Source organism: Klebsiella sp. Q11, assembly GCF_964241505.1.
Classification (GTDB): domain Bacteria; phylum Pseudomonadota; class Gammaproteobacteria; order Enterobacterales; family Enterobacteriaceae; genus Klebsiella; species Klebsiella michiganensis.
Genome location: NZ_CAXSXW010000008.1, coordinates 41,322 through 65,269, shown reverse-complemented (window position 1 = coordinate 65,269; position 23,948 = coordinate 41,322). Strand labels below are relative to the sequence as shown.

Genomic DNA, 23,948 nt, shown 5'->3' with positions numbered 1-23,948 from the left:
GTAATGGGTTATAAGCCGGATAATAAAATTGAATCAGTAGCGCGCGACGATCGTTTTTATCTCCTCAATATTGGTTGCCTGATGTAATTTATTCATATCTTCCTCGCTGGAAAATAATTCCGCCAGGGCAGAAATCATTTCGATATGGCTATGTTTATCCGGCGCCGCAAGCATAATAATAATATCAACCGGGTCGAACTCCTCAGAGCCAAACGATACCCCTTGTTGCAGTTTCAACAGCGACAGCCCCAGGCCCTTCGCGCCCTCCTCAGGCCGCGCATGCGGCATCGCCAGTCCCGGGGCCAGCACGTAGTACGGCCCGAGCCGCTGGTGCTGCTCCACGATGGCCGTCACGTAGGCAGGTTCGATAACGTCGGCCTTCAGCAGCGGCCGGGCGCAGATGTCCAGCGCCTGTGGCCAGGTCTCTACGCTTTGCCGCAGCGCGATGGTGGCATCAGAGAGCCAAGTCTTGAGCATTTTGTCCCGCCTCTTTTAGCAAAAGATGGGCAAACTTTATGCAAGCAGCCAATAGTTATCTGCGAGAACGATCACAAAGATAGCGCTACCAACGCTAAACATTCAGATTTGTGATAGCGCTATCAATTCGTAATCATCCCATCAAAACGCAGCAAAAAGGCCCGTTTAAGGCGTATACTCCCTGACACGTGAAGTAATGGATGATAATAAAAACGTCTGTTTAGCAGGAATATGTATGTCTCTAACCCGAAAACGGCGTAGTACCGGTAAAGTCACGATCGCCGATGTTGCTCAGCTGGCTGGTGTGGGAACGATGACCGTGTCCCGCGCCCTTCGCACGCCGGAACAGGTTTCCGATAAGCTCCGTGAAAAAATCGAAGCGGCGGTGCAAGAGCTAGGGTATATGCCTAATCTCGCCGCCAGCGCGCTGGCGTCTGCCTCCTCAAGAACCATCGCGATGGTGGTGCCAAATCTTGCCGAGGCGGGCTGTTCGGCGATGTTTGCCGGGCTTCAGCAGATATTACAGCCGGCAGGGTATCAAATCATGCTGGCAGAATCGCAGCACCGTCTGGAGCAGGAAGAAAAGCTGCTGGAAACGCTGCTGGCCTCTAACATCGCCGCCGCCATTCTGCTTAGCGTTGAACACAGCGATACCGTACGCCACTGGCTGAAGAACGCCTCGATTCCGGTGGTGGAGATGGGCGCAATGCGCGCCGATCCGATCGACATGAATATCGGCATTGATAACGTGGCGGCGATGTTCGAGCTGACGGAGATGCTCATCCACCGCGGCTATCAGAATATCGGTCTGCTGTGCGCCAATCAGGAACAGTGGATTTTTCAGCAGCATTTGCAGGGGTGGTATAAAGCCATGCTGCGCCATCATATGTCGCCTAACCGGGTAATTAACGCCGCGCTGCCCGCCAACTTTTCCACCGGCGCTTCACAGCTGCCGGAGTTTTTGCTGGCATGGCCGGAGCTGGATGCGCTGGTTTGCGTTTCCGATGAGCTGGCATGCGGAGCGCTGTATGAATGTCAGCGTCGGCGCATAAAGGTACCGGATGATTTAGCCGTCGTCGGTTTTGGCGACAGCGACGTGAGCCGGGTCTGCCAGCCGCCGTTAACGACCATGGCGGTACCGCACCATAAGATTGGTATAGAAGCCGGGCGCGCCCTTCTGGAGCGTCTTACGGAGGGAAACTGGAGCGACAGAAAGCCCATCGCGTCCAGTTTATGCATGCGGGACAGCTGTTAGAAAACTACTCAGCCTCTTCCTGCTTTTCGCTTTTTGCTGACTCATTATTCGCATTGCGGGTCATCCACAGCGCCAGCGCTTTTAATGAGTCCGGAGTGAACTCATCGCAGCGGGCGGTGATCTCTTCCGGCGTCAGCCAGCACACTTCGCTCACTTCTTCTTCCTGCAGCGCGAACGGCCCGTGCGATACGCAGCTAAACAGGCCGCCCCAGACGCGGCAGTGTTTATCTTCGTAGTAGAACTGCCCGTGGTCAGCAAAAGGCACGCCGGCAATACCGAGCTCTTCTTCCGCCTCACGGCGCGCGGATTCCAGCATTTGCTCGTCAGCCTGCACCACGCCGCCGGCGGTGGCGTCCAGCATGCCCGGCTGGAAATCTTTTGTTTCGGTACGACGCTGCACCAGGATTTTGCCCATCCCATCATGAACAACAATGTAGGTCGCTCGATGACGCAGGCACTCCGCACGCATTTGTTCGCGGCTGGACTGTGCTATCACCTCATTGTTTTCATTAACAATATCGACCCATTCTGTGCTTGCCAAATGATTCTGTTCCGCCATCAGGAAACCTTACTTTTTAAAGCGCTCTTGCGGCGCGTCTATACGGTTGAGGGGTAAATTACGGGTAAATTGCGACCTCTGCAATAACCTGATTATCATCGAGTGCTAAAACCTGCAATTGCCCCTCGTTCAGAAGACCGTAGCTGGCGGTAAATCCCCCTTTAGGGATGCTGACCGAGCCGGGATTGAAGAGAAAAATCTCGCCGCGTTTCTCGGCAACCGGAATATGAGTATGGCCATAAGCCAGCACATCGCCAGCGGCGAGAGGAGGCAAATTTTCGGGGCTATACAGATGCCCGTGGGTCAGAAACAGACGGGTTCGCGCGCTCAAAACCTGCTGCCAGGGGGCGGTAATGGGGAACCGCAGCAGCATTTGATCGACTTCGCTGTCGCAGTTGCCGCGTACGGCAATCACCCGCTCCGCCACGCTATTTAGCGCCTCCGCGACCTGGGCCGGCGCATAGCCTTCGGGAAGGGCGTTACGCGGCCCGTGATTAAGCACATCGCCGAGGATAACCAGCCACTGCGCCCCACTGCGCGCGAACAGCGCAAGCACGCGTTCAGCGGCAGGCAGAGAGCCGTGGATATCCGAGGCAAACATCAGCTTCATACATTTCATCTCCACGCATTACGATGCCGCTATGATAACGGAACCGCTGGCGCTTATCAGCCCGCGCGTTTGGCTGAGAGTGCGACGTAGCGCTGAACCGACGCCCGCTGCCACTGGAAGGTGGCGTAATCCACTAGCGCGGCGGGAACCTCATCGCCGTTCAGGACCAGGCGATTGAGCATCAGCGCCAGGTCGGTATCGGCAATGGACCATTCGCCAAATAGATTCTGCCCGCCATGGGATAGCAGAACGCCAGCCGTTGCAAACAGCTTGTCGGCGCTTTTTTTCCCGGCTTCGCTGAGCGGAGGTTTCTTTGCTGCGGCAAAGACCACGTCCGTGGAGCGCTCTTCGCGAATCGGCATTAAATCGCTACGCAGCCAGGCCTGCACCTGACGCGCCCGCGCGCGCTTTTGCAGGTCATGCGGGTAAAGCCGCTCCCATTCTGGGGGCGCAAAGCGCTCATCCAGATATTCGGTAATCGCGGAGGATTCGCTCAGGAAGAATTCCCCGATCTCCAGCAGCGGTACGCGACGCGTCGCGCTGTAGCCTTTCCAGCCGCTTTGCAAATGTTCGCCGCTGTCGAGGTTGACGGTTTTTAGGGTAAAAGGCAGGCTCTTTTCCTGCAGGGCAACGTATACGGACATCACATATGGCGAGAAAAAATCGGCGTCGGACCACAGGGTAATCACGGGCTGGCTCATAGCATCCTCAATGGCTAATGTAATGGGGCGATACGCCAACATATCCTGTCTTTCAGATGATGTCACTGACCGCCACGCTGAGGATCTTACATACTTCTCAGGGGGTGAACGCGATCGGCGAAAGTCATCCAGGATGAGGCAAACCTGTCGGATGATGCCAGTTCACCTATACTCGAAAAGTTTGCGACCTGTGACGGCGAGGAATTTTCATGATCGATTTTTACTACGCACCCACTCCTAATGGCCACAAAATCACGTTATTCCTCGAAGAAGCGCAGCTGGCGTATCGCCTCATCCGGGTGGATATCGGCAAGGGGGAACAGTTTCATCCGCAGTTTCTCGCGATCTCACCCAACAACAAGATCCCGGCGATCGTTGACCACGCTCCCGCCGACGGTGGTGGCCCATTAAGCCTGTTTGAATCCGGCGCCATCCTGCTCTATCTTGCTGAAAAAACTGGAAAATTACTGAGCGGCGAGCTCCGCGAGCGCCACGTCACCCTACAGTGGTTATTCTGGCAGGTCGGCGGGTTGGGGCCGATGCTCGGACAAAATCATCACTTCAACCACTTTGCTCCGCAGGCGGTGCCTTACGCCATTGAGCGCTATCAGGTGGAAACGCAGCGCCTGTATGGCGTGCTCAATCGGCGCCTTGGCGAGAGTCCCTGGCTTGGCGGTAATCACTACAGCATCGCCGATATCGCCTGCTGGCCGTGGGTGAATGCCCATCAGCGCCAGCGTATCGACCTTGCCAATTACCCGGCGGTGCATAACTGGTTTGAACGCATTCGCCAGCGCCCGGCCACCGTTGAAGCGCTTCTGAAAACAGAAGCCCATTAACCCCCTGCTCGCCCGGGAAGCTTTGATGTATGATTGCGGAAATTACTACACGGAGGAAGCCTGCCATGTCTCAACCAGACGCCATTATTCGAATTAAGAACCTGCGCCTGCGTACTTTTATCGGAATTAAAGAGGAAGAGATCGCCAACCGCCAGGACGTGGTGGTTAACGTCGCGATCCACTACCCGGCGGAAAAATCGCGCAACAGCGAAGATATTAACGATGCGCTGAACTACCGCACCATCACCAAGCGCATTATTAGCCATATTGAGAATAATCGCTTCTCTCTGCTGGAAAAATTAACTCAGGATGTGCTCGACATCGCACGCGAACATCACTGGGTCACATATGCTGAAGTAGAGATCGATAAACTGCATGCGCTGCGCTACGCCGATTCGGTATCCATGATGATGAGCTGGCGGCGCTAGACGCATCTTAGGGAGGCGCTATGAACGTTCTGCTTACTGGCGGTACCGGCCTGATTGGCCGCCATCTGATCCCCCGGCTACTGGAGCTGGGACATCACGTAACGGTTTCAACGCGCAGCCCTGAAAAGGCCAAAAGCCGCCTCGATTCGCGCGTCACCCTGTGGCGCGATTTCGAGCATCAGGCGAACCTCAACGGCATTGATGCCGTCATTAATCTGGCCGGCGAGCCGATCGCCGATAAGCGCTGGACGGCGGAGCAGAAACAGCGTCTCTGCCACAGCCGCTGGGATACCACGCAAAAGCTGGTCACGCTGTTCAACGCCAGCGATACGCCGCCCTCGGTGCTGATTAGCGGCTCCGCCGCCGGCTATTATGGCGACCTAGGTGAAGTCGTGGTAACCGAAGAGGAGCCGCCGCACAACGAGTTTACCCACAAGCTTTGCGCCCGCTGGGAGCAAATCGCCTGCGAAGCGCAGAGCGATCGCACCCGCGTCTGCCTGCTGCGTACCGGCGTGGTGCTGGCGCCGCGGGGCGGCATTCTGGCCAAAATGACGCCCGCCTTTAAGCTTGGCCTCGGCGGCCCTATCGGTAGCGGAAGGCAATATCTGGCGTGGATCCATATCGACGACATGGTCAACGGTATTCTCTGGCTGCTGGATAACGACCTGCGGGGGCCGTTTAATATGGTTTCCCCTTACCCTGTGCGCAACGAGCAGTTCGCCCACGCGCTGGGGCATGCGCTAAATCGCCCTGCCATTTTCCGCGTCCCGGCGGCGGCTATTCGCCTGCTGATGGGAGAATCTTCCGTTCTGGTGCTCGGCGGCCAGCGCGCGCTGCCTAAACGCCTGGAAGCCGCCGGATTTGGCTTTCGATGGTACGATCTGGAAGAAGCGCTGGCCAACGTGCTGCGGTAGTCCAGGTCCATCAGGGAGAGTATCGCTCTCCCTGATTAATTAATTTATGGAACCCGCCTCGCAGCGCGTAAAAATCACCAGTCCTGTGTCGCCTTAACTGTGAATCTCATTCCAGTGATATGCCTTTCACTCTGCCATAACCCTGCGTGTAATTTAACACCATCACACCGTTGACATCCGTCAACAATTTATTCAATATTACCAGGACGAATTGATGAAGGAACATCCGGATAAACATATCAGAGCAGCTATTGACTACGCACTGGCACGAGACTGGATTTTTATCACTGGCGGCAAAAGCGCTCACTGTTTTGGCAGGTTGATGTGTGGGACAGCCCGGCACCGGGAACATATGATGAGCATCTGGTCAACGCCTGCGGTACCCATTAACCACGCCAGGCAAATTATCAGAATGGTCGACCGCTGCCAGCCGCCTGCCTCGGGTCAGATTAACCACAAGAAGGATTAAACCATGGCGCTGTATAATTTTACGCTCACCCTCTCCGGCGTAACTGCTCGTACCGTAGGTCTGGAAGATGCGCTGCATGCCGCAGGCTGCGCTGACGCCCTGGTCTGTTTTTACGGAACGGCGGTCTATCTGGAGTTCGATCGCGAAAGAGACTCTCTTGAGCAGGCTATTCTGTCAGCGATTGCCGATATCGAATCCGCATCGGCTCTGAACGCGCGGGTTGAATCCGTCGATTCCGCGCTGGTCGGTTTAAGCGATATTGCCGAACTCACCGGCCTGACGCGGCAGGCCATTGCCCTGCTGAAAGATGGCGCGAGAGGCTCAGGTCAGTTTCCCGGGCCGGTACAGCGAGTTAAAGGCAATTCCCCGCTGTGGCGCTGGAAAACCGTCGTAAGCTGGCTGGTGATGGAAGGACGGCTTGCCGAAGATTCACCGCTGGTCGCCCACGCGACAGTTCTGGATAACCTCAACCTGGCGCTACAACTGAGGGCGACGCCGGAGAGCACCACCGTGCTGCGCTATCTTCGCGGCTTCGAAAATCAGCCCCGGGCTTGTCCGACGGTTGCTTAGACCCATTGCCCTTCCGGCGCTTTATGATGTTAAGGTGGCGGAATAATCCACCGCTATGGACCGCTTTATGAGAATACTCACCACTCCGCGCCTGCGCCTCTCGCCGTTTCACTCCTCCGACTGGCCTTTTTTCCTGCGCTTACGGCGAGACCCGGAAGTGATGCGCTATATGGGCGAGATTCTTGAGGAGCCGGCGCTGCGGACGCTGTTTGCATCACGCTGCGCTGACCCGGGCGTATTCGTACTGCGCGACGCCAGCGGCGCGGCGGTTGGCGATATTGGCCTGCGCATCAGCGGTAAAAATCCGCACGAAGCGGATGTCGGATACGCTCTCCTGCCTGAGGCTCAGGGGAAGGGTTACGCCAGTGAAGCGCTAAAAGCGATTTGCGACTACGGATTTCAGCAGCTCGGCGTTCACGCAATAAATGCCTGGGTGCTGGGCAGTAACGCTGGCTCTTCCCGTCTGCTGGAAAAACACGGCTTTATCCGCATTCAGGTGCTCGAAAAAGCATATCATCTGAACGGCATTGACTATGACGACTGGGTGTATCGGCTGGAGCGTTAGCCGCCCCGACGGAGAGTGTTCCGCCGGGGGCTGGACAGTGTTTACTTCAAAGAGCCCTTCAGGAACTGCTGCAGACGCTGGCTTTTCGGGTTGCCGAAGACCTCGTCAGGATGCCCTTCTTCTTCAATTTTGCCCTGATGCAGAAAGATCACGTGCGAGGAGACGTGGCGTGCAAAGCCCATTTCATGGGTGACTACGACCATGGTTTTCCCCTCTTCCGCCAGCTGCTGCATGATCCGCAGTACTTCGCCCACCAGTTCAGGGTCAAGCGCCGACGTCGGTTCATCAAACAGCAGTACGTCGGGCTCCATCGCCAGCGCGCGGGCAATGGAAACGCGCTGCTGCTGGCCCCCGGAGAGATGAACCGGATATTTAATCTGCTGGCGTTCATCAATACCGACTTTCGCCAGGTATTTTACCGCCCGATCGCGCGCTTCCTGTTTACTCAGGCCCAGCACCTGAATCGGCGCCTCCATCACGTTTTCCAGCACCGTCATATGGCTCCACAGGTTAAAATGCTGGAATACCATCGTCAGGCGAGTACGTAGCAAACGTAGCTGATTTTTATCAGAAACCTTTAACTGACCGTCTTTATCGCGAACCAGGCCAATGTTTTGCCCGTTAACAACGATCGTCCCTTCGCTGGGCTTCTCAAGAAAGTTAATACAGCGCAAAAAAGTACTTTTCCCGGAACCGGATGAACCAATAATACTGATCACGTCTCCGGCTTTCGCCCGCAGTGAGACGCCCTTCAGTACCTCATGCTCGCCGTAACGTTTATGCAGATCGATTACATTTAATTTATTGTCGGACATGGCGTTCTCAGTGCGTCGAAGAAGGTTTGATATGCTGGAGCCAGCGCTTTTCCGCCCTGCGGAACAGGCTAATCAACACATACGAGATAATTAAATACAGTACTGCGGCAATACCGAAGGCGGTAAACGGCTGGTAGGTTGCCGAGTTAATATCGCGGGCAATTTTCAGCAGATCCGGCACCGTAGCGGTAAAAGCCAGCGCGGTGGAATGCAGCATCAGAATCACTTCGTTGCTGTATGCAGGCAGCGCAATACGCAGCGCGGAAGGCAAAATAATACAGCGATACATTTTGACCGACGAAAAACCGTACGCCCGGGCGGCTTCTATCTCGCCTGCCGGCACTGAACGAATCGCCCCGGCGAAAATCTCCGTGGTGTAGGCGCAGGTATTCAGCGTCAGCGCCAGCACCGTACAGTTCAGGCCGCTGCGAAAGAAGGCGTTCAGCAGTTCTGTGCCTTTGACGACCTCCAGCGTGTACATTCCGGAATAGAACACCAGCAGCTGGACGTACAGCGGCGTGCCGCGAAAGATATAGGTGAACAGCCAGATGGGGAACTGGATAAATTTATTGCTCGACACTCGGCCAATGGCGAGGAAAACCGCCAGGATGCCGCCCATCACCACGGAAGAGATCAGCAGCCAGAGCGTAATCGCCACGCCGGTAAAGCGATAACCGTCGGTCCACAGCAGGGATTTCCAGTACTCCTGAATAATATCAATCACAGGTCGGCCCTCTTCACGCCCACAGAATAACGGCGTTCGAGCATCAGCAGCACACCATTGGAAACCGTTGTAAATACCAGATAAATCAGGCCACAGACGATGGCAAAGTAGAACGGCTCCCAGGTGCTTTTACCCGCCAGCTGGGTTGCCTTGACCACATCTTCCAGTCCCAGCAGTGAGACCAGCGCGGTCGCTTTGAGGATAACCTGCCAGTTGTTGCCGATTCCGGGCAGCGCATAGCGCATCATTGCCGGAAACAGAATACGACGAAAGGTTTGCCCACCGCTAAAGCCGAAGGCCGTCGCCGCTTCAATATGTCCCTTTGGCACCGCCAGGAAGGCGCCGCGAAAGGTTTCGGTGAAGTAGGCCCCGTAAATAAAGCCCAGCGTGATGATCCCCGCCACCATGGGGTCGATATCAAACTGCGCCAGGCCAAGCGCATCGGTTACGCCGTTGAGCGCAATCTGTAGCCCGTAGAAAATCAGCAGCATCAGCACCAGATCGGGCACGCCGCGGATTAAGGTGGTATAGCCTTCAAAAATCAACGCCAACGGACGATTGTTGGAAAGTTTCGCCCCGGCGCCCGCCAGACCGATAAGCACCGCCAGAACGACCGAGCTTAACGCCAGCTCAAGGGTGACCAGCGCGCCCTGAAAAATAACCTGTGAAAACCCGTACAGCATGCTGTCTGCCCTGTCTGTCATCAACCATCGCGCGCAAAATAACGCGCGACGGGGTACGCGGGATGGTTAGTCGCCGTACACGTTAAAATCGAAATATTTCTTCGCCAGCTTGTCGTAGGTGCCATCCTGGCGCATCTCGGCAAAGGCTTTATTCAGTGCTTCACGTAGTTCGTTATCCTCTTTGCGCAGCCCCATACCGGTGCCGACGCCGAACAGCTTCTCGTCTTTAATCGACGGACCGCCGAACTGATAATCCTCGCCGATAGGCTGTTTGAGGAAGCCTTCGCTGGCGGCGACTTCATCCTGGAACGCCGCGTCAATGCGTCCGGCAGTCAGGTCGGAATAAATATTGTCCTGTCCCTGATAGGAAACGATTTCAATGCCCTTTGGCGCCCAGTGCTCGTTGCCGTAGGTTTCCTGGGTGGTGCCCTGGAGAACGCCAACGCGCTTGCCTTTCAGCTTCGCGAGGTCTGGCGTAATATCGCTGCCTTTTTTCACGACCAGGCGCGAATCAGCCGCGTACAGTTTGTCGGTGAAGGCAATTTCCTGCTGGCGTTTTTCGGTGATCGAAAGCGAAGACATGATGGCGTCGATTTTCTTCGCTTTTAAAGAAGGGATCAGCGCGTCCAGCGGGTTCTCAATGAAGGTACATTGCGTATTGATACGCTTACAGAGCTCTTTTGCCAGATCGATGTCAAAACCCACCAGTTCACCCTGCGCATTCTTCGATTCGAACGGGGCATAAGTAGGATCGGTGCCGATGCGGACTTTTTGCGGAATGGCTGCGAATACAGTGGAAACGCTGGAAAGGGCCAGCGCTAAAGAGAGAGACAACGCCAGTTTTTTCATAACTATCCTCAACAGACTGTCATTCTAACGGATTTATTAGAAGTACTTACGGCAGTTATCGTGCCATTATTCGCCCCGGTAAGGCAAAGCATTCTGCGCCGGAAAGCAAATTTTTTCGCATCGGAAACGCTTAACTATGCACTTTTTAACATCGCGTGCGCAATTTCCTGCACCAAATTGATCCGCTAAAAGCGCAGCTGCACCAAAATCAGACAGAAAGGGATGCGCATGGCCCGGCGTGCGGGCCAGCGGGCGTCTTAATCACCGTAAACGTTGAAGTCGAAGTATTTCTTCGCCATTTTGTCGTAGGTGCCGTCTTTACGCATGTCGGCCAGCGCTTTATCAAACGCGGCCTTCAGCTCGCTATCGTCCTTACGCAGGCCGATGCCGGTACCATCACCGAAGAACTTTTTGTCTTTAACGGAAGGACCGGCAAAGGCAAAATCTTTACCGGCAGGTTGCTTGAGGAAACCCTCGCTGGCGGCCACTTCATCCTGCAACGCGGCGTCCAGGCGACCCGCAGCGAGGTCTGAGTAGATCAAATCCTGATTCTGATAGGCCACAACGTCCACGCCGTGGCTGCGCCAGCGTTCATTACCATAGGCCTCCTGGGTGGAGCCCTGCAGTACGCCAACATGCTTGCCTTTGAGGGATTCCAGCGTCGGTTGAATCGGCGAGCCTTTGGCGGCGATCAGGCGGGAGTCGGCCGCGTAGAGCTTGTCAGAGAAGGCGATTTCCTGCTGGCGTTTTTCCGTAATCGACAGCGAAGAGATAATGGCGTCGATTTTCTTGGCCTTCAGCGACGGGATCAGGGAGTCGAAATCGCTGCCGACCCAGGTGCATTTTACTTTGATGCGCGAACAGAGCTCGTTACCCAAATCAATGTCAAAACCCACGAAATCCCCTTTCGCATCCTTTGAAGAGAAAGGCGCGTAGGTGGCATCGGTGCCAATGCGGATACTCTGCGGCAGCGCGGCGAACGCGCTGGAGGCGCTGCAAATTCCCATCATTAAAGAGAGAGCCAGGACCGTCTTCTTCATAGGTTACCCTTAAGTGTCGTGATGTTGTTATGCGATGCGTTATCTTGTTATTTGTACTGCCGACAAAATCTTGCACGTTTTATGCCATTTTCTCAGTGCGTGCTGGAAATGGCGTTAAATTTGTTAAATAAAGGTTGCAAGTTTGTCTTAAAAAGGAAGATACCAGCAATAACGGATAAACCGCAGTGCCGCAGCGCAAAAAAACAAATTAAATGTTGAGGATTTGATCGAGGCGACAAAATTGCACTGCGGGGAGGCGGATGTGAACAAAGCGCACTATCTTAGTGCGCCCTACGCGCCCTGCCAGCGGGAAAAGAGGTCTTGCGGAAGAGAGATATCGAACTGATCGATCACGCGATTGACCGTCTGATTAATCACATCGTCCAGGCTTTTCGGGCGATGATAAAACGCCGGAACCGGCGGCATAATCACCGCGCCCATTTCCGCCGCCTGGACCAGCAGCCGCAAATGGCCAAGGTGGAACGGCGTTTCCCGTACGCACAGCACCAGCGGGCGGCGCTCTTTAAGCACCACGTCCGCTGCCCTGGTCAGCAGCCCGTCGGTATAGCTATGAACAATGCCGGAGAGGGTCTTCATTGAGCATGGCAAAATCACCATCCCGGCGGTTTTAAAAGAGCCGGAAGAGATGCTGGCGGCGATATCGCGGGCATCGTGCACCACATCGGCTAACGCCTGCACCTCGCGCAGGGAGAAATCCGTCTCCAGCGCCAGCGTCTGGCGCGCGGCCTGGCTTAAAATAAGATGGGTTTCGACATCCGAAACCTCGCGCAAAACCTGGAGCAAGCGTACGCCGTAAATCGCGCCGCTGGCGCCAGAAATACCGATAATGAGTCGCTTCACGATGATTGCCCCTTTCACACAATGGCGCAGACTTTGCCGGATTATAGTCTCCGACGCAACCGCGGACCCGCATTTGGCGCGAGAAAATAAAAAGCCCGCGGCCGTCAGACCGCGGGCTCTCAGCAAAACAGAGGATTACCCTTCGTTGTGCATCTCTAAGTTTTCAACTTCATTCTGCAGCTGAACCGCTTTCGCGTCGTCGTTACGCAGAGAGTCGAGATAGTCCAGATACTGCTGATCGACATCTTTAGTGACGTAGATACCGTTGAACACCGAGCATTCAAACTGCTGAATATCCGGATTCTCCGCGCGCACCGCGTCAATCAGATCGTCCAGATCCTGGAAAATCAGGCCATCGGCGCCGATGATCTGGCGGATCTCATCTACCTCACGCCCGTGGGCTATCAGCTCATTGGCGGTTGGCATATCGATGCCATACACGTTCGGGAAGCGAATTTCCGGCGCAGCGGAGGCCAGATACACTTTCTTCGCCCCGGCTTCGCGCGCCATCTCGATAATCTGCTCAGAGGTGGTGCCGCGCACGATGGAGTCATCCACCAGCAGCACGTTCTTATCGCGGAACTCGGCGCGGTTGGCGTTAAGCTTACGGCGCACGGACTTACGGCGCAGCTGCTGACCGGGCATGATAAAGGTACGGCCAACGTAGCGGTTTTTAACAAACCCCTGGCGATACGGCTTATCGAGGATGCGGGCAATTTCCAGCGCGATATCGCAGGAGGTTTCCGGAATGGGAATGACCACATCGATATCCAGATCTTCCCACTCGCGGGCAATTTTCTCGCCCAGCTTCGTGCCCATATTGACGCGGGCGCTGTAAACGGAAATTTTGTCGATGAAGGAGTCCGGACGCGCAAAATAGACGTACTCGAACAGGCACGGGTTGCTGACCGGGTTTTCCGCGCACTGGCGAGTAAACAGCTGGCCTTTTTCGGTGATATACACCGCTTCACCAGGCGCCACGTCGCGCAGGAACTCAAAGCCCAGCGTATCCAGCGCCACGCTTTCCGAAGCAACCATATACTCGGTGCGGCCATCGCCGATATCGCGCTTGCCCAGCACCAGCGGACGGATGCCGTTCGGGTCGCGGAAAGCGACCATGCCGTGACCGATAATCATCGCCACGCAGGCATAAGCGCCGCGAATCTGGCGGTTGGTGGCGGCGATCGCCGCAAAAATGTTGTCTGCTTCCAGCGGATAGTGGCGGAAGTTGTCCAGCTCGCTGGCGAAGATATTGAGCAGGATTTCGGAATCAGAGGTGGTGTTGATGTGGCGGCGTTTTTCTTCAAACAGCTTTTTACGCAGCTCGTGAGCGTTAGTCAGGTTACCGTTGTGCGCCAACGTAATGCCGTATGGCGAGTTGACGTAGAAAGGCTGTGCCTCGGAGGCGCTGGAGCTGCCAGCCGTCGGGTAACGAACGTGACCAATACCCATATTGCCCTGCATACGCTGCATATGGCGAGCTTCAAAAACGTCGCTCACCAGACCGTTCGCCTTACGCAAACGGAAACAGTTGTTCGCATCAATGGTGATGATGCCTGCGGCATCCTGGCCACGATGCTGAAGCACCGTTAACGCGTCATAAATCGACTGGTTTACCGGCATAACACCGGCGATACCGACAATACCGCACATACGTCTTTTCCTCGTTAAGCTACATCCCAACGCTTATGCTTTGGGCAAGAAACTTGACGAGCTCTGCAGATAGTCAAAGAACCATCTGATAACGAAACTGAACTGCGGGATAAGCTCAGACTTTTGCCAGTCTTCGCTTTTCGCCATACCGGTAAAGCTATCGAGAAAGAACAGAATCGCCGAGACGATTAGCACCCCGCGCAGGGCGCCAAAGCAGATCCCTAACACCCTGTCGGTTCCCGACAGGCCGGTTTTTTCCACCAGCTGACCTATCACAAAGTTAACGATAGCGCCGACGATAAGCGTTGCGATAAACAGTATCGCGATAGCAATCCCATTTCGGACCAGTTCGTCTTCAAAGCCCGTGAACCAGACAGCCAGGTAAGTGTAGTAATGACTGGCAACAAAGAAAGCGCATCCCCAGGTTACCAGCGATAAAGCTTCACGAACAAAGCCGCGGATCAGGCTAACCAGTGAGGAAAAACCAATCACCGCAATTATGGCGTAATCAATCCAGACCATATACGTCCCACGATTTTACGCCCTGTCGTCCGGTTCGGGGCGCATTCTAACAGAAAAAGAAAACGTTTGCGTAGGGATTTCCGTGCCCTACAGAAATAAAAATGGCGCTGAAAAAACATTCAACGCCATACTGTCTTTCGCCTCTTCAGGGCGCGTCAGACAGGGGTTTCAGCACTCTACTCCTTTAAAAAAGAGAGAGTTAGTTCGGGCTGTAGCCCATGACCACGCCGCTAAGTCCCGAAAGCTGCTTCAGCTCACCAAGCTGACCTTTCAGCTTATCCTTCGAGGTATCCGGCCCCACGAGAATACGGGTAATTTTACCCTGCACCGGCGTCGAAGGCGACGTGTAAACTTTAAAGCCGGAAGCGCGCAGCTTACCGACAATCTCGTTGACCTTATCGGCGTTCTTCAGCGCGCCAAGCTGCACCACATAGGCTTTACCGGTCGGCGCCGGAATTTCAGCCTGCTGCTGCGGTTTAGGCGGCGGCGTCTGCGCCGCAACCTGCTGCTGCTGTGGTTGCGGTTGCGGCTTCTCTACCGGCTTCGGCTGAGGTTTTGGCTGTGGTTTCGGTGCGACCACCGGCTCCTGCACCACATCAAAACTGTTGTTGTTCACCGGTATCCGCGACGGATCCAGCGATGGCGCAGCGGCATCGCCGGCCCTCACCTCTTCCGCCGCCCCTTCAGGAGGCTGCGAAGGCAGCGCCTGGGTCGCCGCTGGCAGCATATCCGGCTCATCGCGATCCCCCGGTTTTGGCACCAGCGGAATGGCGGCAAACTCATCCTGATAATGTTTTTTCTGACCATCCAGCAGCCCTGGCAGGATAATCACCCCCAGCGCCACCAGCACAATCGTCCCGACTAAACGGTTCTGAAACTTACTCGCCACCGATTCTCCCCGCGTCTATTTCTTCCATTACATGCGCCACCGTGTGGAATGAACCACACACCAGCACCGTATCTTCAGGCCCGGCGTCCGCCATCGCGGCATGCCACGCCTCAGCGACGCTAGTATAGACTTTACCTGCGCGCAAATGTTCCAGCAGCTGCTCCGCCGTGGCTCCGCGCGGCCCTTCCAGCGGCGCGCAGTACCAATCGTCAACTTCGGCCTGCAAATTTGCCAGCGTTCCCGCGATATCCTTGTCATGCAGCATACCAATAACCGCCAGCACGCGCCCCGTTTTCGATAAGGTTTTGAGACGCCCGGCGAGATAGGCCGCCGCATGCGGATTATGGGCAACATCCAGGATCGTCCGGGGAGCATCGCTGATTATCTGGAAACGCCCCGGCAGCATCGCGTTTTGAACGCCGTCGCGCAACGCCTGCTCGTTTACCTTAAGCCCGCTGGCGCGCAAGGCCGCAATCGCAGTTGCCGCATTCGGCAGCGGGACCTGCGGCAGCGGCAGATCGCTTAACGCCCCCTGACGATCGCGGAAGGACCAGCCTCGTTCACTGGCGTCATACTGCCAGTCAACGTCACGGCGCAGGAGCCGCGCCCCTTTTTCGCTCGCCACCTCAGCGATGGTCAACGGCATATCGGGTTCGCCGACGACAGCCGGTTTACCAGGGCGGAAAATCCCCGCCTTTTCGCGGCCGATGCTTTCGCGATCGGGCCCCAGCCAGTCGGTATGGTCGAGGGCAATACTGGTCACCACCGCCACGTCAGCATCGACGATATTGGTCGCATCCAGGCGGCCGCCCAGGCCCACCTCAAGAATCACCACATCCAGCCGCGCCTGCTGAAACAGCCACAGCGCGGAGAGTGTGCCAAACTCGAAATAGCTCAGGGAAATCTCGCCGCGCGCGGCTTCAATTTCAGCAAAAGAGGTCGTATGCGCGAGCTCCGCCAGCTCTTCGCCCTGCACCCGCACCCGCTCTGTGTAGCGCACCAGATGCGGCGAACTGTAAACGCCAACCTTATAGCCCGCCGCCATCAGCACCGACTCCAGGGTACGGCAGGTGGTGCCTTTGCCGTTGGTCCCCGCCACCGTAAAGACAAACGGCGCAGGTTTCATTACCGCCATCCGCTGCGCGACCTCGCTGACGCGCGCCAGCCCGAGATCGATAGTTTTGCTGTGCAGATGTTCCAGATAAGAAAGCCACGTAGCCAGGGGCGACGTGGCCTGAGGAATAGGTTGTTTTTCCATGATGTCCGGCAAGAGTTAGGATAACTACGCGTAAAAAAAAGGGCAGCGCCGTCAGGCCTGCCCTCTGCATTATCAGGCCTCTGGTTCCTGATCCGGCACCGGTGGCACCACCTCACCTTCGTGAGCGGGTTCCGGATTTGGCGCCGGAAGGTTCATCAGCTTCGCCAGAATGCTGGCCAGCTTCAGACGCATTTCCGGGCGGCGTACGATCATGTCGATCGCCCCTTTCTCAATCAGGAACTCGCTGCGCTGGAATCCCGGCGGCAGCTTCTCGCGAACGGTCTGCTCGATAACGCGGGGGCCGGCAAAGCCGATCAGCGCTTTTGGCTCAGCGATGTTGAGATCGCCCAGCATCGCAAAGCTCGCAGACACGCCGCCCATGGTTGGGTCGGTCAGCACGGAGATATACGGCAAGCCGCGCTCCTGCATTTTCGCCAGCGCAGCGGAGGTTTTCGCCATCTGCATCAGCGACATCAGCGCTTCCTGCATACGGGCGCCGCCGGATGCGGAGAAGCAAATCAGCGGGCAGTTGTCTTCCAGAGCCTGCTCAACCGCGCGAACAAAGCGCGCGCCGACCACGGAGCCCATCGACCCACCCATAAAGGAGAATTCGAAAGCGGCGGCAACAACCGGCATATCATGCAGGGTGCCTTTCATGACCACCAGCGCGTCTTTTTCGCCGGTCTCTTTCTGGGCGGACGCCAGACGGTCTTTATACTTTTTCGAATCGCGGAACTTCAGCACATCTTTCGGCTCGAGCTCGCTTCCCAGCTCCACGAGGGAACCTTCGTCCAGCAGGCTATGCAGGCGGTTGCGCGCCGACATACGCATGTGGTGATCGCACTTAGGGCAAACCTCCAGGTTGCGCTCCAGCTCTGCGCGGTACAATACCTGACCGCAGCTGTCGCACTTGGTCCATACACCTTCAGGGATACTTGCCTTACGGGTGGGGGTTATATTGCTTTTAATTCGTTCAATCCAGCTCATTGATAACCTTTCTACCTGAACCTGGTCGATGCCAGTTTTGTCGCAAGGGGCGCATAATGCCATTTTTGCCCCTCACAGACCATGAATGTTGCACATTAAATCATAACATCCCGTAACATGGGATAAAAAAGTGGTCGAACCGCTCACACTTCACTCTTCGGGCGGCGGCATACCGCCCGAAGATCGTCGCCGCGTTATTTCGCCTGTTTCGCCGCCGCCCGCTTGTGGCGGATGACTTCAATCACGCCCGGCAATACGGACAGGACGATAATCGCCACGATCAGCAGCTTAAGGTTTTCCTGGACGATCGGCAAATCGCCGAACAGATAACCCGCGTAGGTAAATAACAGTACCCACAGCAGCGCGCCAACAACGTTATACATCGCAAAATGACGATAGGACATATGCCCCATTCCCGCCACAAACGGCGCAAATGTTCTGACGATCGGCACGAAACGGGCCAGGATGATGGTCTTACCGCCGTGGCGTTCGTAGAAGCTATGGGTCTTATCCAGGTAGCTGCGGCGGAAAATTTTCGAATTGGGATTACTGAAGAGCTTTTCGCCAAACAGCCGGCCAATCGTGTAGTTCAAGGCATCGCCAACAATCGCGGCAATGACCATCAGCAGCACCATTAAATGCACGTTGAGATCGTTGGTCGGCAGCGCGGAGAGCGCGCCTGCCACAAACAGCAGCGAATCCCCCGGCAGGAACGGCGTGACCACCAGGCCGGTTTCGCAGAACAGAATCAAGAATAAAATCGCGTATACCCAAATGCCGTACTCCGCGACCAGCTCAGCCAGATGCACATCAATATGCAGGATAAAATCAATTAAAAAGTGAATCAGGTCCATAGTTTGCGTTAGCCCTTAATAACCCGGTTAGTCCGCCAGAAACAGCGGGCCCATCGGCATGACCGGGAGGTCGTAGTGGGCCGGGTAGTCCACCGACACCAGATACAATCCTTCCGCCTTTGCCGTTGCGGCGGCAAGCGTCCTGTCTTTTGCCGCCAGAAGTTCTGCAATCCAGCTCTCTGGCTGGTTACCGGCACCTACTTCCATCAGACTGCCGACAATGTTCCTTACCATATGATGTACAAAGGCATTCGCTTTGATGTCCACCACCACATATGCACCATAACGGGTGACGTTAATATGCATCACGTTGCGCCACGGCGTGCGCGACTGGCACTGTACCGCACGAAACGAGGTGAAATCATTCTCTCCCAGCAGACACTGAGCGGCGCGCTGCATCCGCTCCGCATCCAGCGGGAGGTAATAATGGGTTACGCCGCGGCTCAATACCGCCGGCCGCAGACGATGATTATAGATAACATAACGATAGCGACGCGCCGTGGCGCTGAAGCGGGCATGAAAATCCGGTGGAACCGGCTTTACCCAGCGCACCGCAATGTCGCCGGGCAAATTCGCATTTACGCCCAGCGTCCATGCGGCATCCTGACGCTGCGCGCGGGTTTCAAAATGCACGACCTGACCGGTACCGTGAACGCCGGCATCCGTACGGCCCGCGCAAAAAACGTTAACAGGCTCGTTCGCTACCTGCGAGAGCGCCTTTTCCAGCTTCTCCTGTACGCTGCGGACTTCGTTCTGCCGCTGCCAGCCGTAGTACTTGCTGCCATCGTATTCGATGCCCAGCGCGATTTTGTAGACCGGCGGCTGCTCCATCTCAGACATCAGTACAAATACTCCTGAACCAGCTTCTCAGCGATTTTCACCGCCATCAGCGCGCCGCCAAAACGGACGTTATCGGCGACGGACCAGAACTGCACCTGCTCAGGCATACCGTAGTCGTTATGCACGCAGCCGACGGAGAGGCGGGCGTTACCGGAAGCATCGCCGACCTGCGTCGGGAACTCGCCCTCTTCGGACAATTCGATATCTTCGCCAAGGCTAAAGGCATCGCGCGCCTCTTCGGCGGCCAGCGGACGCTGCGCTTCAAAACTCACCATCTGCGCGTGGCCGTAAAACACCGGCGACTGAACGACGTTTGCGGAGATCATCAGGCCATCATCCTGCAGGATTTTGCGGACCTCATCGACGATACGGCGCTCTTCACGCACGCTTCCTTCACGATCGGGCAGCAGCGGCAGCATATTGAACGCCAGCTGACGACCGAAGAAATCATCTTCATCGATCGGAATGCCGTTAAGCAATTTGGCGCTCTGCCCCGCAAGGGCATCGACCGCTTTTTTACCGTGGGCGGAAGCGGAAAGCAGACTGGTCACGCTGATGCGCGACAGGCCGCCGCGATCGATCAACGGTTTCAACGCCGACAGCAGCTGGCTGGTCAGGCTATTCGCGACCGAGATAACGTTGCGATTGCGGTAATCCGCCAGTACGAACGGGTTAACATCCGGTACCACCAGCGGCACGTCCGGCTCCAGCGCAAACAGACCGCTTAAATCAATCACCAGGCAGCCCGCGTTAGTGGCGTCTTCGATATACGCGGCGGAGGCCTCTACACCGGCGGCAAAAAAGGCCAGCTGGGCCTGGGTCCAGTCAAATTCCGCCGCATCCTGAACGATAACCGACTTGCCCGAAAAACGCAGATGTTCACCGGCGCTATCGCTACGCGCCAGCGCATAAATATCCCCCACCGGGAACTGACGATCGGCAAGCGTTTCGAACAGGGCTTCGCCTACGGCGCCCGTTGCGCCCAGTACGGCAATATTCCAGCCTTCAGACATGGTGGTGTACTCCAGAAAAAAGCGGCCCTGCCGGATTATCCAGCAGGAGCATTAAGATGATATTAACGAACAGGATGATGAACGGCGTTAAAGCCCAGCTGGCGCAACAGCGTCGCCGCCTGCGCATCGCTGCACTGTACGTACAGCGAAGACCATTCACGGCGTTCCTGATAATTTTTGCGCAGTTTGTCGAACTCGCCCGCAGCGCCCGCGACTTTTCGCAGCGGCGCATCATCGCGGCGCACATCATACACCAAATGCGCCAGCCGTTTTAGCGTTGCCTGATCGAGCGGCCCGTGCAGCGTAATGCGGCCAAACTCCGGCGCCGGTAGCAACGTATCCAGCGCCACCTGCTGTGGATGACCAATAAACGCGCTGTAGGCCTCAAAAACCTGCGTCGTACCGCGCGCTTTGCCTTCAAGGGTATAGCCGGCAATATGCGGCGTACCAATATCCACCCGCTTGAGCAATTCGGTATTCAGATCCGGCTCCGGCTCCCAGACATCCAGCACCACGCTTAATGCCTGCCCGGCCTGCAGCCGCTGCAGCAGCGCGGCGTTATCCACCACCGGACCACGGCAGGCGTTGATTAAAATCGTCCCCGGCTTCAGGCGGCGAATCAGCGCCTCATCCGCCAGGTGCAGCGTTTTGTACTGCCCTTCCTTATAGAGCGGGGTATGGAACGTCAAAATGTCCGCGTCCTGCACCAGCTCGTCAAGAGAGCGGAAATCCCCCTCGTCGCCGCGATCGGCGCGCGGCGGATCGCAGAGCAGCGTTTTGATTCCCAGCGCCTCAAGGCGTTTTTGCAGACGCCCGCCCACGTTGCCGACGCCCACGATCCCGACGGTACGGTCGGCCAGCGCAAAACCGTCACGCTCGGCCAGCATAAGCAGCGCGGAAAACACATATTCCACCACCGCGATAGCGTTGCAGCCCGGCGCCGCGGAAAAACCGATTCCCGCCTGCTGTAGCCACGCCTGATCGACATGATCGGTACCCGCCGTCGCGGTGCCAACAAATTTGATCGCTTTGCCAGAAAGTAGCGCTTCGTTAACTTTGGTGACGGATCGCACCATCAGCGCATCGGCGTCATTCAGCGCTTCAACCGGGACAGGGCGACCTGCAACGGCCTTCACTTCCCCCAGGCGGCTAAAAAGCTCGCGCGCATAGGGCATATTTTCATCAACGAGGATTTTCACGGTTCAGTACCTGTCTGAGAGCGAGAGTAAACCGGGGAAGTGTGCCATAATCTGCCCGCCAGGAACATCACCACCCGGCCCTTAGTACAGTAATTTAGTACAGCAATACGCAAAGGATTAATCATGACGCAACCCGTTTCAGGTATGTCCGATCGCCCTCCGGGCTCAGGCGAACCTCCGCTCACCACTCAGCAGCGTACCGCGCTTGAGCGGCTCATTACGCGCCTGGTGGCTTTAACATCCCAGCAAAATGCGGAAGTGTGGGCCTGCGTAAAACACGATCTGAGCCTGAAAAACGACGCGCCGCTGCTGGCAAGCCATTTTGCCGCCGCCGAGAACAGCCTGAACCAGCGCCTAATCCTCGCCCAGCAAAATCATCACCGTCGGCAAATCCTGGCGCAGCTGAGCGAGCTGCTGAATCAGGGCAACAATCGCCAGGCGGTCAGCGATTATATTCGTCAGCATGACGGTCAAACCGCCCTGCATGCCTTGTCCCAGCCGCAGCTGGAGAATGTTCTGCAGCTCCTGCAAAGCGGCCAGCTCTCGATTCCTCAGCCGCAGCAGCGCCCGCCAACGCATCGTCCGCTGCTGCCCGCGGAGCACAACACGCTCAATCAGCAGGTGACCAAACTCGCGGCGGCCACCGGCGAGTCCAGCAAGCTTATCTGGCAATCCATGCTGGAGCTAAGCGGCGTCAAGAGCGGAGAGCTGATCCCGGCGACCCACTTCACTCCCCTCTCGTACTGGCTACATGCCCGGCAAACGCTCAGTTCGCAGGCTGCGCCGACGCTGACCTCGCTGCAGGCCGCATTAAAACAGCCGCTTGAAGCCGCGGAATGGCAAAGAGTGATGGATTTTGCCCAAACCCACTGGCACGCGACGGCGCAAACGCCGCTCAGCGCGGCGCAGCTGCTGACGCTGCTCAACAAAATTTTCGTGCTCAGGGTCGCCAGAGCCCAGGAGACGCTGGCGATCCCGCCAGTTCAGGCGCCTCCCGCCTCACCGTGGCTGGCATTGAAAAAACCGTGGGTTATCGCGCTGGCAGCTATCGTGGTGCTTGCCCTGCTGTGGCTGGTGATTTAAGGAGATATCATCGGCCCGCATGCCGGGCCGAATGAAGCGCTACTTACGCAGCGACACCAGGCTAACCAGGATCCCCAGCACGGCGCATATTGCCGCGGCCAGGAAGACGGAAGAGTAGCCCAACGACGTCGCCAGCAGCCCGGTAAGCGGGCCGGTGACGCCGTAAGAGATATCCTGAAACGCGGCATAGCCGCCAAGCGCCGTTCCTCGTACCTGCGGCGGTACCCGCTTCACAACCTCGACGCCCAGCGCCGGGAAGATAAGCGAGCATCCGCAGCCGGTGAGCGCCGCCCCCGCCAGCGCGATCCAGGCATTGGGCGCCTGCCAGAGCAGCGCCAGGCCTATCGCTTCAATCAGCAGCGAAACGATGGCCACTTTCACCCCGCCGAAGCGGTCCGGCATCCAGCCAAACAGTACGCGCATCAGGACAAACGCCCCGCCAAACGCGGTCAGCGTAAAACCGGCCATCGCCCAGCCGTTGCTGGCGAAATACAAAGAGACAAATGTGCCAATTACCGCGAAGCCGACGCCCTGAAGGCCAAGACCGATGCCGGGCTGCCAGATCATTCCCACCACGCTCCACAGCGACGGCCGCTCGCCGCCGTGAGCAGGAATTTTACGCACCGTGCCGTTAATCGCCCAGGCCACTAACGGCAGCACCATGGTGACGCAGGCCAGCGCCTCGACGCCGTAATGGCTGTAGATCAGCAGCCCCAGCGGCGCCCCGGCCGCCAGAGAGCCGTATATCGCCATACCGTTCCACGACATGACTTTACCGGAGCGCATGGGCCCCACCAGCCCCATCCCCCAGCTTAAATTACCTGTGAGCAGCTGGCTTTCACCAAAACCCAGGATCAGACGGCCAAGCACCAGCAGGCCAAACTTCGCCATGACCGGCACCGGCAGCAGCGCGGCGCACAGCCAGGCGCCCCCCGCCAGCGCGCAGGCCAACATCCCCTGCAGGACAGAGCGTTTGGCGCCGTACTGATCGGCAAGGCGGCCGGCATAGCCGCGGGTTAATACGGTCGCCAGAAACTGGATACCGACGGCGACGCCAACCATAGTATTGCCAAATCCCAGTTCCTGATGGACAAACAAAGGGATAACCGGTAGCGGCAGGCCGACGGTCATATAGGTGAGAAAAACGGCGAACGTGATCCGAAACAGCGAACCATTCGCTGAAGGAGTGCGTTTTGTTTCAGTGACTGCGGACATGCTTTACTCCAGTTCGCAGAGTAAGGCGAGGTGAGACCACGCCCTCTCCACCTGATTATCAGGGTTAAGGCGCGTT

The 23,948-nt window shown here is 56.7% G+C and carries 28 protein-coding genes; 8 read left to right on the top strand and 20 right to left on the bottom strand.

Features of this window, described 5'->3' with window-relative positions:
• Nucleotides 1-33: 33 nt before the first annotated feature.
• A complete protein-coding gene (locus ACESQ2_RS14735) occupies nt 34-477 on the bottom strand; it encodes a PTS sugar transporter subunit IIA (protein ID WP_046877182.1) in 444 nt (147 codons plus the stop codon).
• A 235-nt stretch (nt 478-712) separates the two neighbouring features.
• Between ACESQ2_RS14735 and ACESQ2_RS14730 the strand changes: the two genes are divergently transcribed.
• Nucleotides 713-1,732: a LacI family DNA-binding transcriptional regulator gene (locus ACESQ2_RS14730; RefSeq protein WP_014230261.1), complete on the top strand. Its 1,020-nt coding sequence runs from the start codon at nt 713-715 to the stop codon at nt 1,730-1,732.
• Nucleotides 1,733-1,736: 4 nt separating this feature from the next.
• Here ACESQ2_RS14730 and yfcD read toward each other — a convergent pair whose 3' ends face one another.
• From yfcD to yfcF, 3 genes are read right to left on the bottom strand one after another with little or no spacing between them, the layout of a single operon-like run.
• Nucleotides 1,737-2,291 (bottom strand): NUDIX hydrolase YfcD, encoded by a 555-nt coding sequence (gene yfcD / locus ACESQ2_RS14725; RefSeq protein ID WP_004852867.1) that lies wholly within the window; start codon nt 2,289-2,291, stop codon nt 1,737-1,739.
• 58 nt (nt 2,292-2,349) lie between these two features.
• Nucleotides 2,350-2,901, bottom strand: coding sequence for a phosphodiesterase (yfcE, locus tag ACESQ2_RS14720; RefSeq protein ID WP_014230262.1), 552 nt, complete (start codon nt 2,899-2,901; stop codon nt 2,350-2,352).
• A 56-nt stretch (nt 2,902-2,957) separates the two neighbouring features.
• Nucleotides 2,958-3,602, bottom strand: coding sequence for a glutathione transferase (gene yfcF, locus ACESQ2_RS14715; RefSeq protein WP_373170761.1), 645 nt, complete (start codon nt 3,600-3,602; stop codon nt 2,958-2,960).
• A 209-nt stretch (nt 3,603-3,811) separates the two neighbouring features.
• Between yfcF and yfcG the strand changes: the two genes are divergently transcribed.
• From yfcG to ACESQ2_RS14685, 6 genes are all read left to right on the top strand, one after another.
• Nucleotides 3,812-4,441, top strand: coding sequence for a GSH-dependent disulfide bond oxidoreductase (gene yfcG / locus ACESQ2_RS14710; protein ID WP_014230264.1), 630 nt, complete (start codon nt 3,812-3,814; stop codon nt 4,439-4,441).
• Between the two features lie 65 nt (nt 4,442-4,506).
• Complete coding sequence (gene folX / locus ACESQ2_RS14705) at nt 4,507-4,869, top strand: dihydroneopterin triphosphate 2'-epimerase (protein WP_345911429.1); 363 nt, start codon at nt 4,507-4,509, stop codon at nt 4,867-4,869.
• A 20-nt stretch (nt 4,870-4,889) separates the two neighbouring features.
• Nucleotides 4,890-5,783, top strand: coding sequence for a TIGR01777 family oxidoreductase (locus tag ACESQ2_RS14700; RefSeq protein ID WP_025106667.1), 894 nt, complete (start codon nt 4,890-4,892; stop codon nt 5,781-5,783).
• A gap of 214 nt (nt 5,784-5,997) precedes the next feature.
• Nucleotides 5,998-6,252: a hypothetical protein gene (locus ACESQ2_RS14695; RefSeq protein WP_032720494.1), complete on the top strand. Its 255-nt coding sequence runs from the start codon at nt 5,998-6,000 to the stop codon at nt 6,250-6,252.
• A 3-nt stretch (nt 6,253-6,255) separates the two neighbouring features.
• The gene (locus tag ACESQ2_RS14690) at nt 6,256-6,822 is read left to right on the top strand and encodes a hypothetical protein (RefSeq protein WP_046877184.1); all 567 of its coding nucleotides are present in this window, start codon (nt 6,256-6,258) and stop codon (nt 6,820-6,822) included.
• Between the two features lie 67 nt (nt 6,823-6,889).
• Nucleotides 6,890-7,387: a GNAT family N-acetyltransferase gene (locus ACESQ2_RS14685; RefSeq protein ID WP_046877205.1), complete on the top strand. Its 498-nt coding sequence runs from the start codon at nt 6,890-6,892 to the stop codon at nt 7,385-7,387.
• Nucleotides 7,388-7,428: 41 nt separating this feature from the next.
• Here ACESQ2_RS14685 and hisP read toward each other — a convergent pair whose 3' ends face one another.
• The 15 genes from hisP to pdxB form a co-directional block, all read right to left on the bottom strand.
• Entirely contained in the window at nt 7,429-8,202 is a 774-nt protein-coding gene (hisP, locus tag ACESQ2_RS14680; RefSeq protein WP_004852881.1) for a histidine ABC transporter ATP-binding protein HisP, read from the bottom strand.
• Nucleotides 8,203-8,209: 7 nt separating this feature from the next.
• Nucleotides 8,210-8,926 (bottom strand): histidine ABC transporter permease HisM, encoded by a 717-nt coding sequence (gene hisM / locus ACESQ2_RS14675; RefSeq protein ID WP_004852883.1) that lies wholly within the window; start codon nt 8,924-8,926, stop codon nt 8,210-8,212.
• Nucleotides 8,923-9,609, bottom strand: a complete 687-nt coding sequence (locus ACESQ2_RS14670) for a histidine ABC transporter permease HisQ (RefSeq protein ID WP_014230269.1) — start codon at nt 9,607-9,609, stop codon at nt 8,923-8,925. The genes hisM and ACESQ2_RS14670 overlap by 4 nt, the downstream gene beginning before the upstream one ends.
• A gap of 66 nt (nt 9,610-9,675) precedes the next feature.
• Nucleotides 9,676-10,458 (bottom strand): histidine ABC transporter substrate-binding protein HisJ, encoded by a 783-nt coding sequence (gene hisJ, locus ACESQ2_RS14665; RefSeq protein ID WP_046877185.1) that lies wholly within the window; start codon nt 10,456-10,458, stop codon nt 9,676-9,678.
• Between the two features lie 257 nt (nt 10,459-10,715).
• Entirely contained in the window at nt 10,716-11,498 is a 783-nt protein-coding gene (argT, locus tag ACESQ2_RS14660; RefSeq protein ID WP_014230270.1) for a lysine/arginine/ornithine ABC transporter substrate-binding protein ArgT, read from the bottom strand.
• A 291-nt stretch (nt 11,499-11,789) separates the two neighbouring features.
• Nucleotides 11,790-12,359, bottom strand: coding sequence for a UbiX family flavin prenyltransferase (locus ACESQ2_RS14655; RefSeq protein WP_004852887.1), 570 nt, complete (start codon nt 12,357-12,359; stop codon nt 11,790-11,792).
• Between the two features lie 135 nt (nt 12,360-12,494).
• Nucleotides 12,495-14,012 carry an amidophosphoribosyltransferase gene (gene purF / locus ACESQ2_RS14650; RefSeq protein WP_004123211.1) on the bottom strand — a complete coding sequence of 506 codons (1,518 nt, stop codon included), beginning with the start codon at nt 14,010-14,012 and terminating at the stop codon, nt 12,495-12,497.
• 33 nt (nt 14,013-14,045) lie between these two features.
• On the bottom strand, nt 14,046-14,534 hold the full coding sequence (gene cvpA, locus ACESQ2_RS14645) for a colicin V production protein (RefSeq protein WP_004104143.1): 489 nt from the start codon (nt 14,532-14,534) through the stop codon (nt 14,046-14,048).
• 199 nt (nt 14,535-14,733) lie between these two features.
• Nucleotides 14,734-15,423 carry a cell division protein DedD gene (gene dedD, locus ACESQ2_RS14640; protein ID WP_046877186.1) on the bottom strand — a complete coding sequence of 230 codons (690 nt, stop codon included), beginning with the start codon at nt 15,421-15,423 and terminating at the stop codon, nt 14,734-14,736.
• Entirely contained in the window at nt 15,413-16,681 is a 1,269-nt protein-coding gene (folC, locus tag ACESQ2_RS14635) for a bifunctional tetrahydrofolate synthase/dihydrofolate synthase (RefSeq protein ID WP_046877187.1), read from the bottom strand. Before folC ends, dedD begins: the two co-directional genes overlap by 11 nt.
• Before the next feature lie 72 nt (nt 16,682-16,753).
• Entirely contained in the window at nt 16,754-17,668 is a 915-nt protein-coding gene (accD, locus tag ACESQ2_RS14630; RefSeq protein ID WP_004870882.1) for an acetyl-CoA carboxylase, carboxyltransferase subunit beta, read from the bottom strand.
• 194 nt (nt 17,669-17,862) lie between these two features.
• Nucleotides 17,863-18,522, bottom strand: a complete 660-nt coding sequence (locus ACESQ2_RS14625; RefSeq protein WP_004123217.1) for a DedA family protein — start codon at nt 18,520-18,522, stop codon at nt 17,863-17,865.
• A gap of 27 nt (nt 18,523-18,549) precedes the next feature.
• Nucleotides 18,550-19,362 (bottom strand): tRNA pseudouridine(38-40) synthase TruA, encoded by an 813-nt coding sequence (truA, locus tag ACESQ2_RS14620; RefSeq protein ID WP_009654666.1) that lies wholly within the window; start codon nt 19,360-19,362, stop codon nt 18,550-18,552.
• Nucleotides 19,362-20,375 (bottom strand): aspartate-semialdehyde dehydrogenase, encoded by a 1,014-nt coding sequence (locus tag ACESQ2_RS14615; RefSeq protein ID WP_046877188.1) that lies wholly within the window; start codon nt 20,373-20,375, stop codon nt 19,362-19,364. Before ACESQ2_RS14615 ends, truA begins: the two co-directional genes overlap by 1 nt.
• Before the next feature lie 62 nt (nt 20,376-20,437).
• Nucleotides 20,438-21,574: a 4-phosphoerythronate dehydrogenase PdxB gene (pdxB, locus tag ACESQ2_RS14610; protein WP_009654654.1), complete on the bottom strand. Its 1,137-nt coding sequence runs from the start codon at nt 21,572-21,574 to the stop codon at nt 20,438-20,440.
• A 123-nt stretch (nt 21,575-21,697) separates the two neighbouring features.
• On the opposite strand from pdxB, the gene flk reads away from it, so the two are divergent.
• Nucleotides 21,698-22,657 (top strand): flagella biosynthesis regulator Flk, encoded by a 960-nt coding sequence (gene flk / locus ACESQ2_RS14605; protein WP_049069319.1) that lies wholly within the window; start codon nt 21,698-21,700, stop codon nt 22,655-22,657.
• A 39-nt stretch (nt 22,658-22,696) separates the two neighbouring features.
• Here flk and ACESQ2_RS14600 read toward each other — a convergent pair whose 3' ends face one another.
• The gene (locus ACESQ2_RS14600) at nt 22,697-23,872 is read right to left on the bottom strand and encodes an MFS transporter (RefSeq protein ID WP_224260403.1); all 1,176 of its coding nucleotides are present in this window, start codon (nt 23,870-23,872) and stop codon (nt 22,697-22,699) included.
• Nucleotides 23,873-23,948 lie beyond the last annotated feature (76 nt).

Coding starts and splice junctions, on each gene's coding strand:
- ACESQ2_RS14735 (WP_046877182.1), bottom strand. CDS start 477: ATGCTCAAGACTTGGCTCTCTGATGCCACCATCGCGCTGCGGCAAAGC.
- ACESQ2_RS14730 (WP_014230261.1), top strand. CDS start 713: ATGTCTCTAACCCGAAAACGGCGTAGTACCGGTAAAGTCACGATCGCC.
- yfcD (WP_004852867.1), bottom strand. CDS start 2,291: ATGGCGGAACAGAATCATTTGGCAAGCACAGAATGGGTCGATATTGTT.
- yfcE (WP_014230262.1), bottom strand. CDS start 2,901: ATGAAGCTGATGTTTGCCTCGGATATCCACGGCTCTCTGCCTGCCGCT.
- yfcF (WP_373170761.1), bottom strand. CDS start 3,602: ATGAGCCAGCCCGTGATTACCCTGTGGTCCGACGCCGATTTTTTCTCG.
- yfcG (WP_014230264.1), top strand. CDS start 3,812: ATGATCGATTTTTACTACGCACCCACTCCTAATGGCCACAAAATCACG.
- folX (WP_345911429.1), top strand. CDS start 4,507: ATGTCTCAACCAGACGCCATTATTCGAATTAAGAACCTGCGCCTGCGT.
- ACESQ2_RS14700 (WP_025106667.1), top strand. CDS start 4,890: ATGAACGTTCTGCTTACTGGCGGTACCGGCCTGATTGGCCGCCATCTG.
- ACESQ2_RS14695 (WP_032720494.1), top strand. CDS start 5,998: ATGAAGGAACATCCGGATAAACATATCAGAGCAGCTATTGACTACGCA.
- ACESQ2_RS14690 (WP_046877184.1), top strand. CDS start 6,256: ATGGCGCTGTATAATTTTACGCTCACCCTCTCCGGCGTAACTGCTCGT.
- ACESQ2_RS14685 (WP_046877205.1), top strand. CDS start 6,890: ATGAGAATACTCACCACTCCGCGCCTGCGCCTCTCGCCGTTTCACTCC.
- hisP (WP_004852881.1), bottom strand. CDS start 8,202: ATGTCCGACAATAAATTAAATGTAATCGATCTGCATAAACGTTACGGC.
- ACESQ2_RS14670 (WP_014230269.1), bottom strand. CDS start 9,609: ATGCTGTACGGGTTTTCACAGGTTATTTTTCAGGGCGCGCTGGTCACC.
- hisJ (WP_046877185.1), bottom strand. CDS start 10,458: ATGAAAAAACTGGCGTTGTCTCTCTCTTTAGCGCTGGCCCTTTCCAGC.
- argT (WP_014230270.1), bottom strand. CDS start 11,498: ATGAAGAAGACGGTCCTGGCTCTCTCTTTAATGATGGGAATTTGCAGC.
- purF (WP_004123211.1), bottom strand. CDS start 14,012: ATGTGCGGTATTGTCGGTATCGCCGGTGTTATGCCGGTAAACCAGTCG.
- cvpA (WP_004104143.1), bottom strand. CDS start 14,534: ATGGTCTGGATTGATTACGCCATAATTGCGGTGATTGGTTTTTCCTCA.
- folC (WP_046877187.1), bottom strand. CDS start 16,681: ATGGAAAAACAACCTATTCCTCAGGCCACGTCGCCCCTGGCTACGTGG.
- accD (WP_004870882.1), bottom strand. CDS start 17,668: ATGAGCTGGATTGAACGAATTAAAAGCAATATAACCCCCACCCGTAAG.
- ACESQ2_RS14625 (WP_004123217.1), bottom strand. CDS start 18,522: ATGGACCTGATTCACTTTTTAATTGATTTTATCCTGCATATTGATGTG.
- truA (WP_009654666.1), bottom strand. CDS start 19,362: ATGTCTGAGATGGAGCAGCCGCCGGTCTACAAAATCGCGCTGGGCATC.
- ACESQ2_RS14615 (WP_046877188.1), bottom strand. CDS start 20,375: ATGTCTGAAGGCTGGAATATTGCCGTACTGGGCGCAACGGGCGCCGTA.
- flk (WP_049069319.1), top strand. CDS start 21,698: ATGACGCAACCCGTTTCAGGTATGTCCGATCGCCCTCCGGGCTCAGGC.
- ACESQ2_RS14600 (WP_224260403.1), bottom strand. CDS start 23,872: ATGTCCGCAGTCACTGAAACAAAACGCACTCCTTCAGCGAATGGTTCG.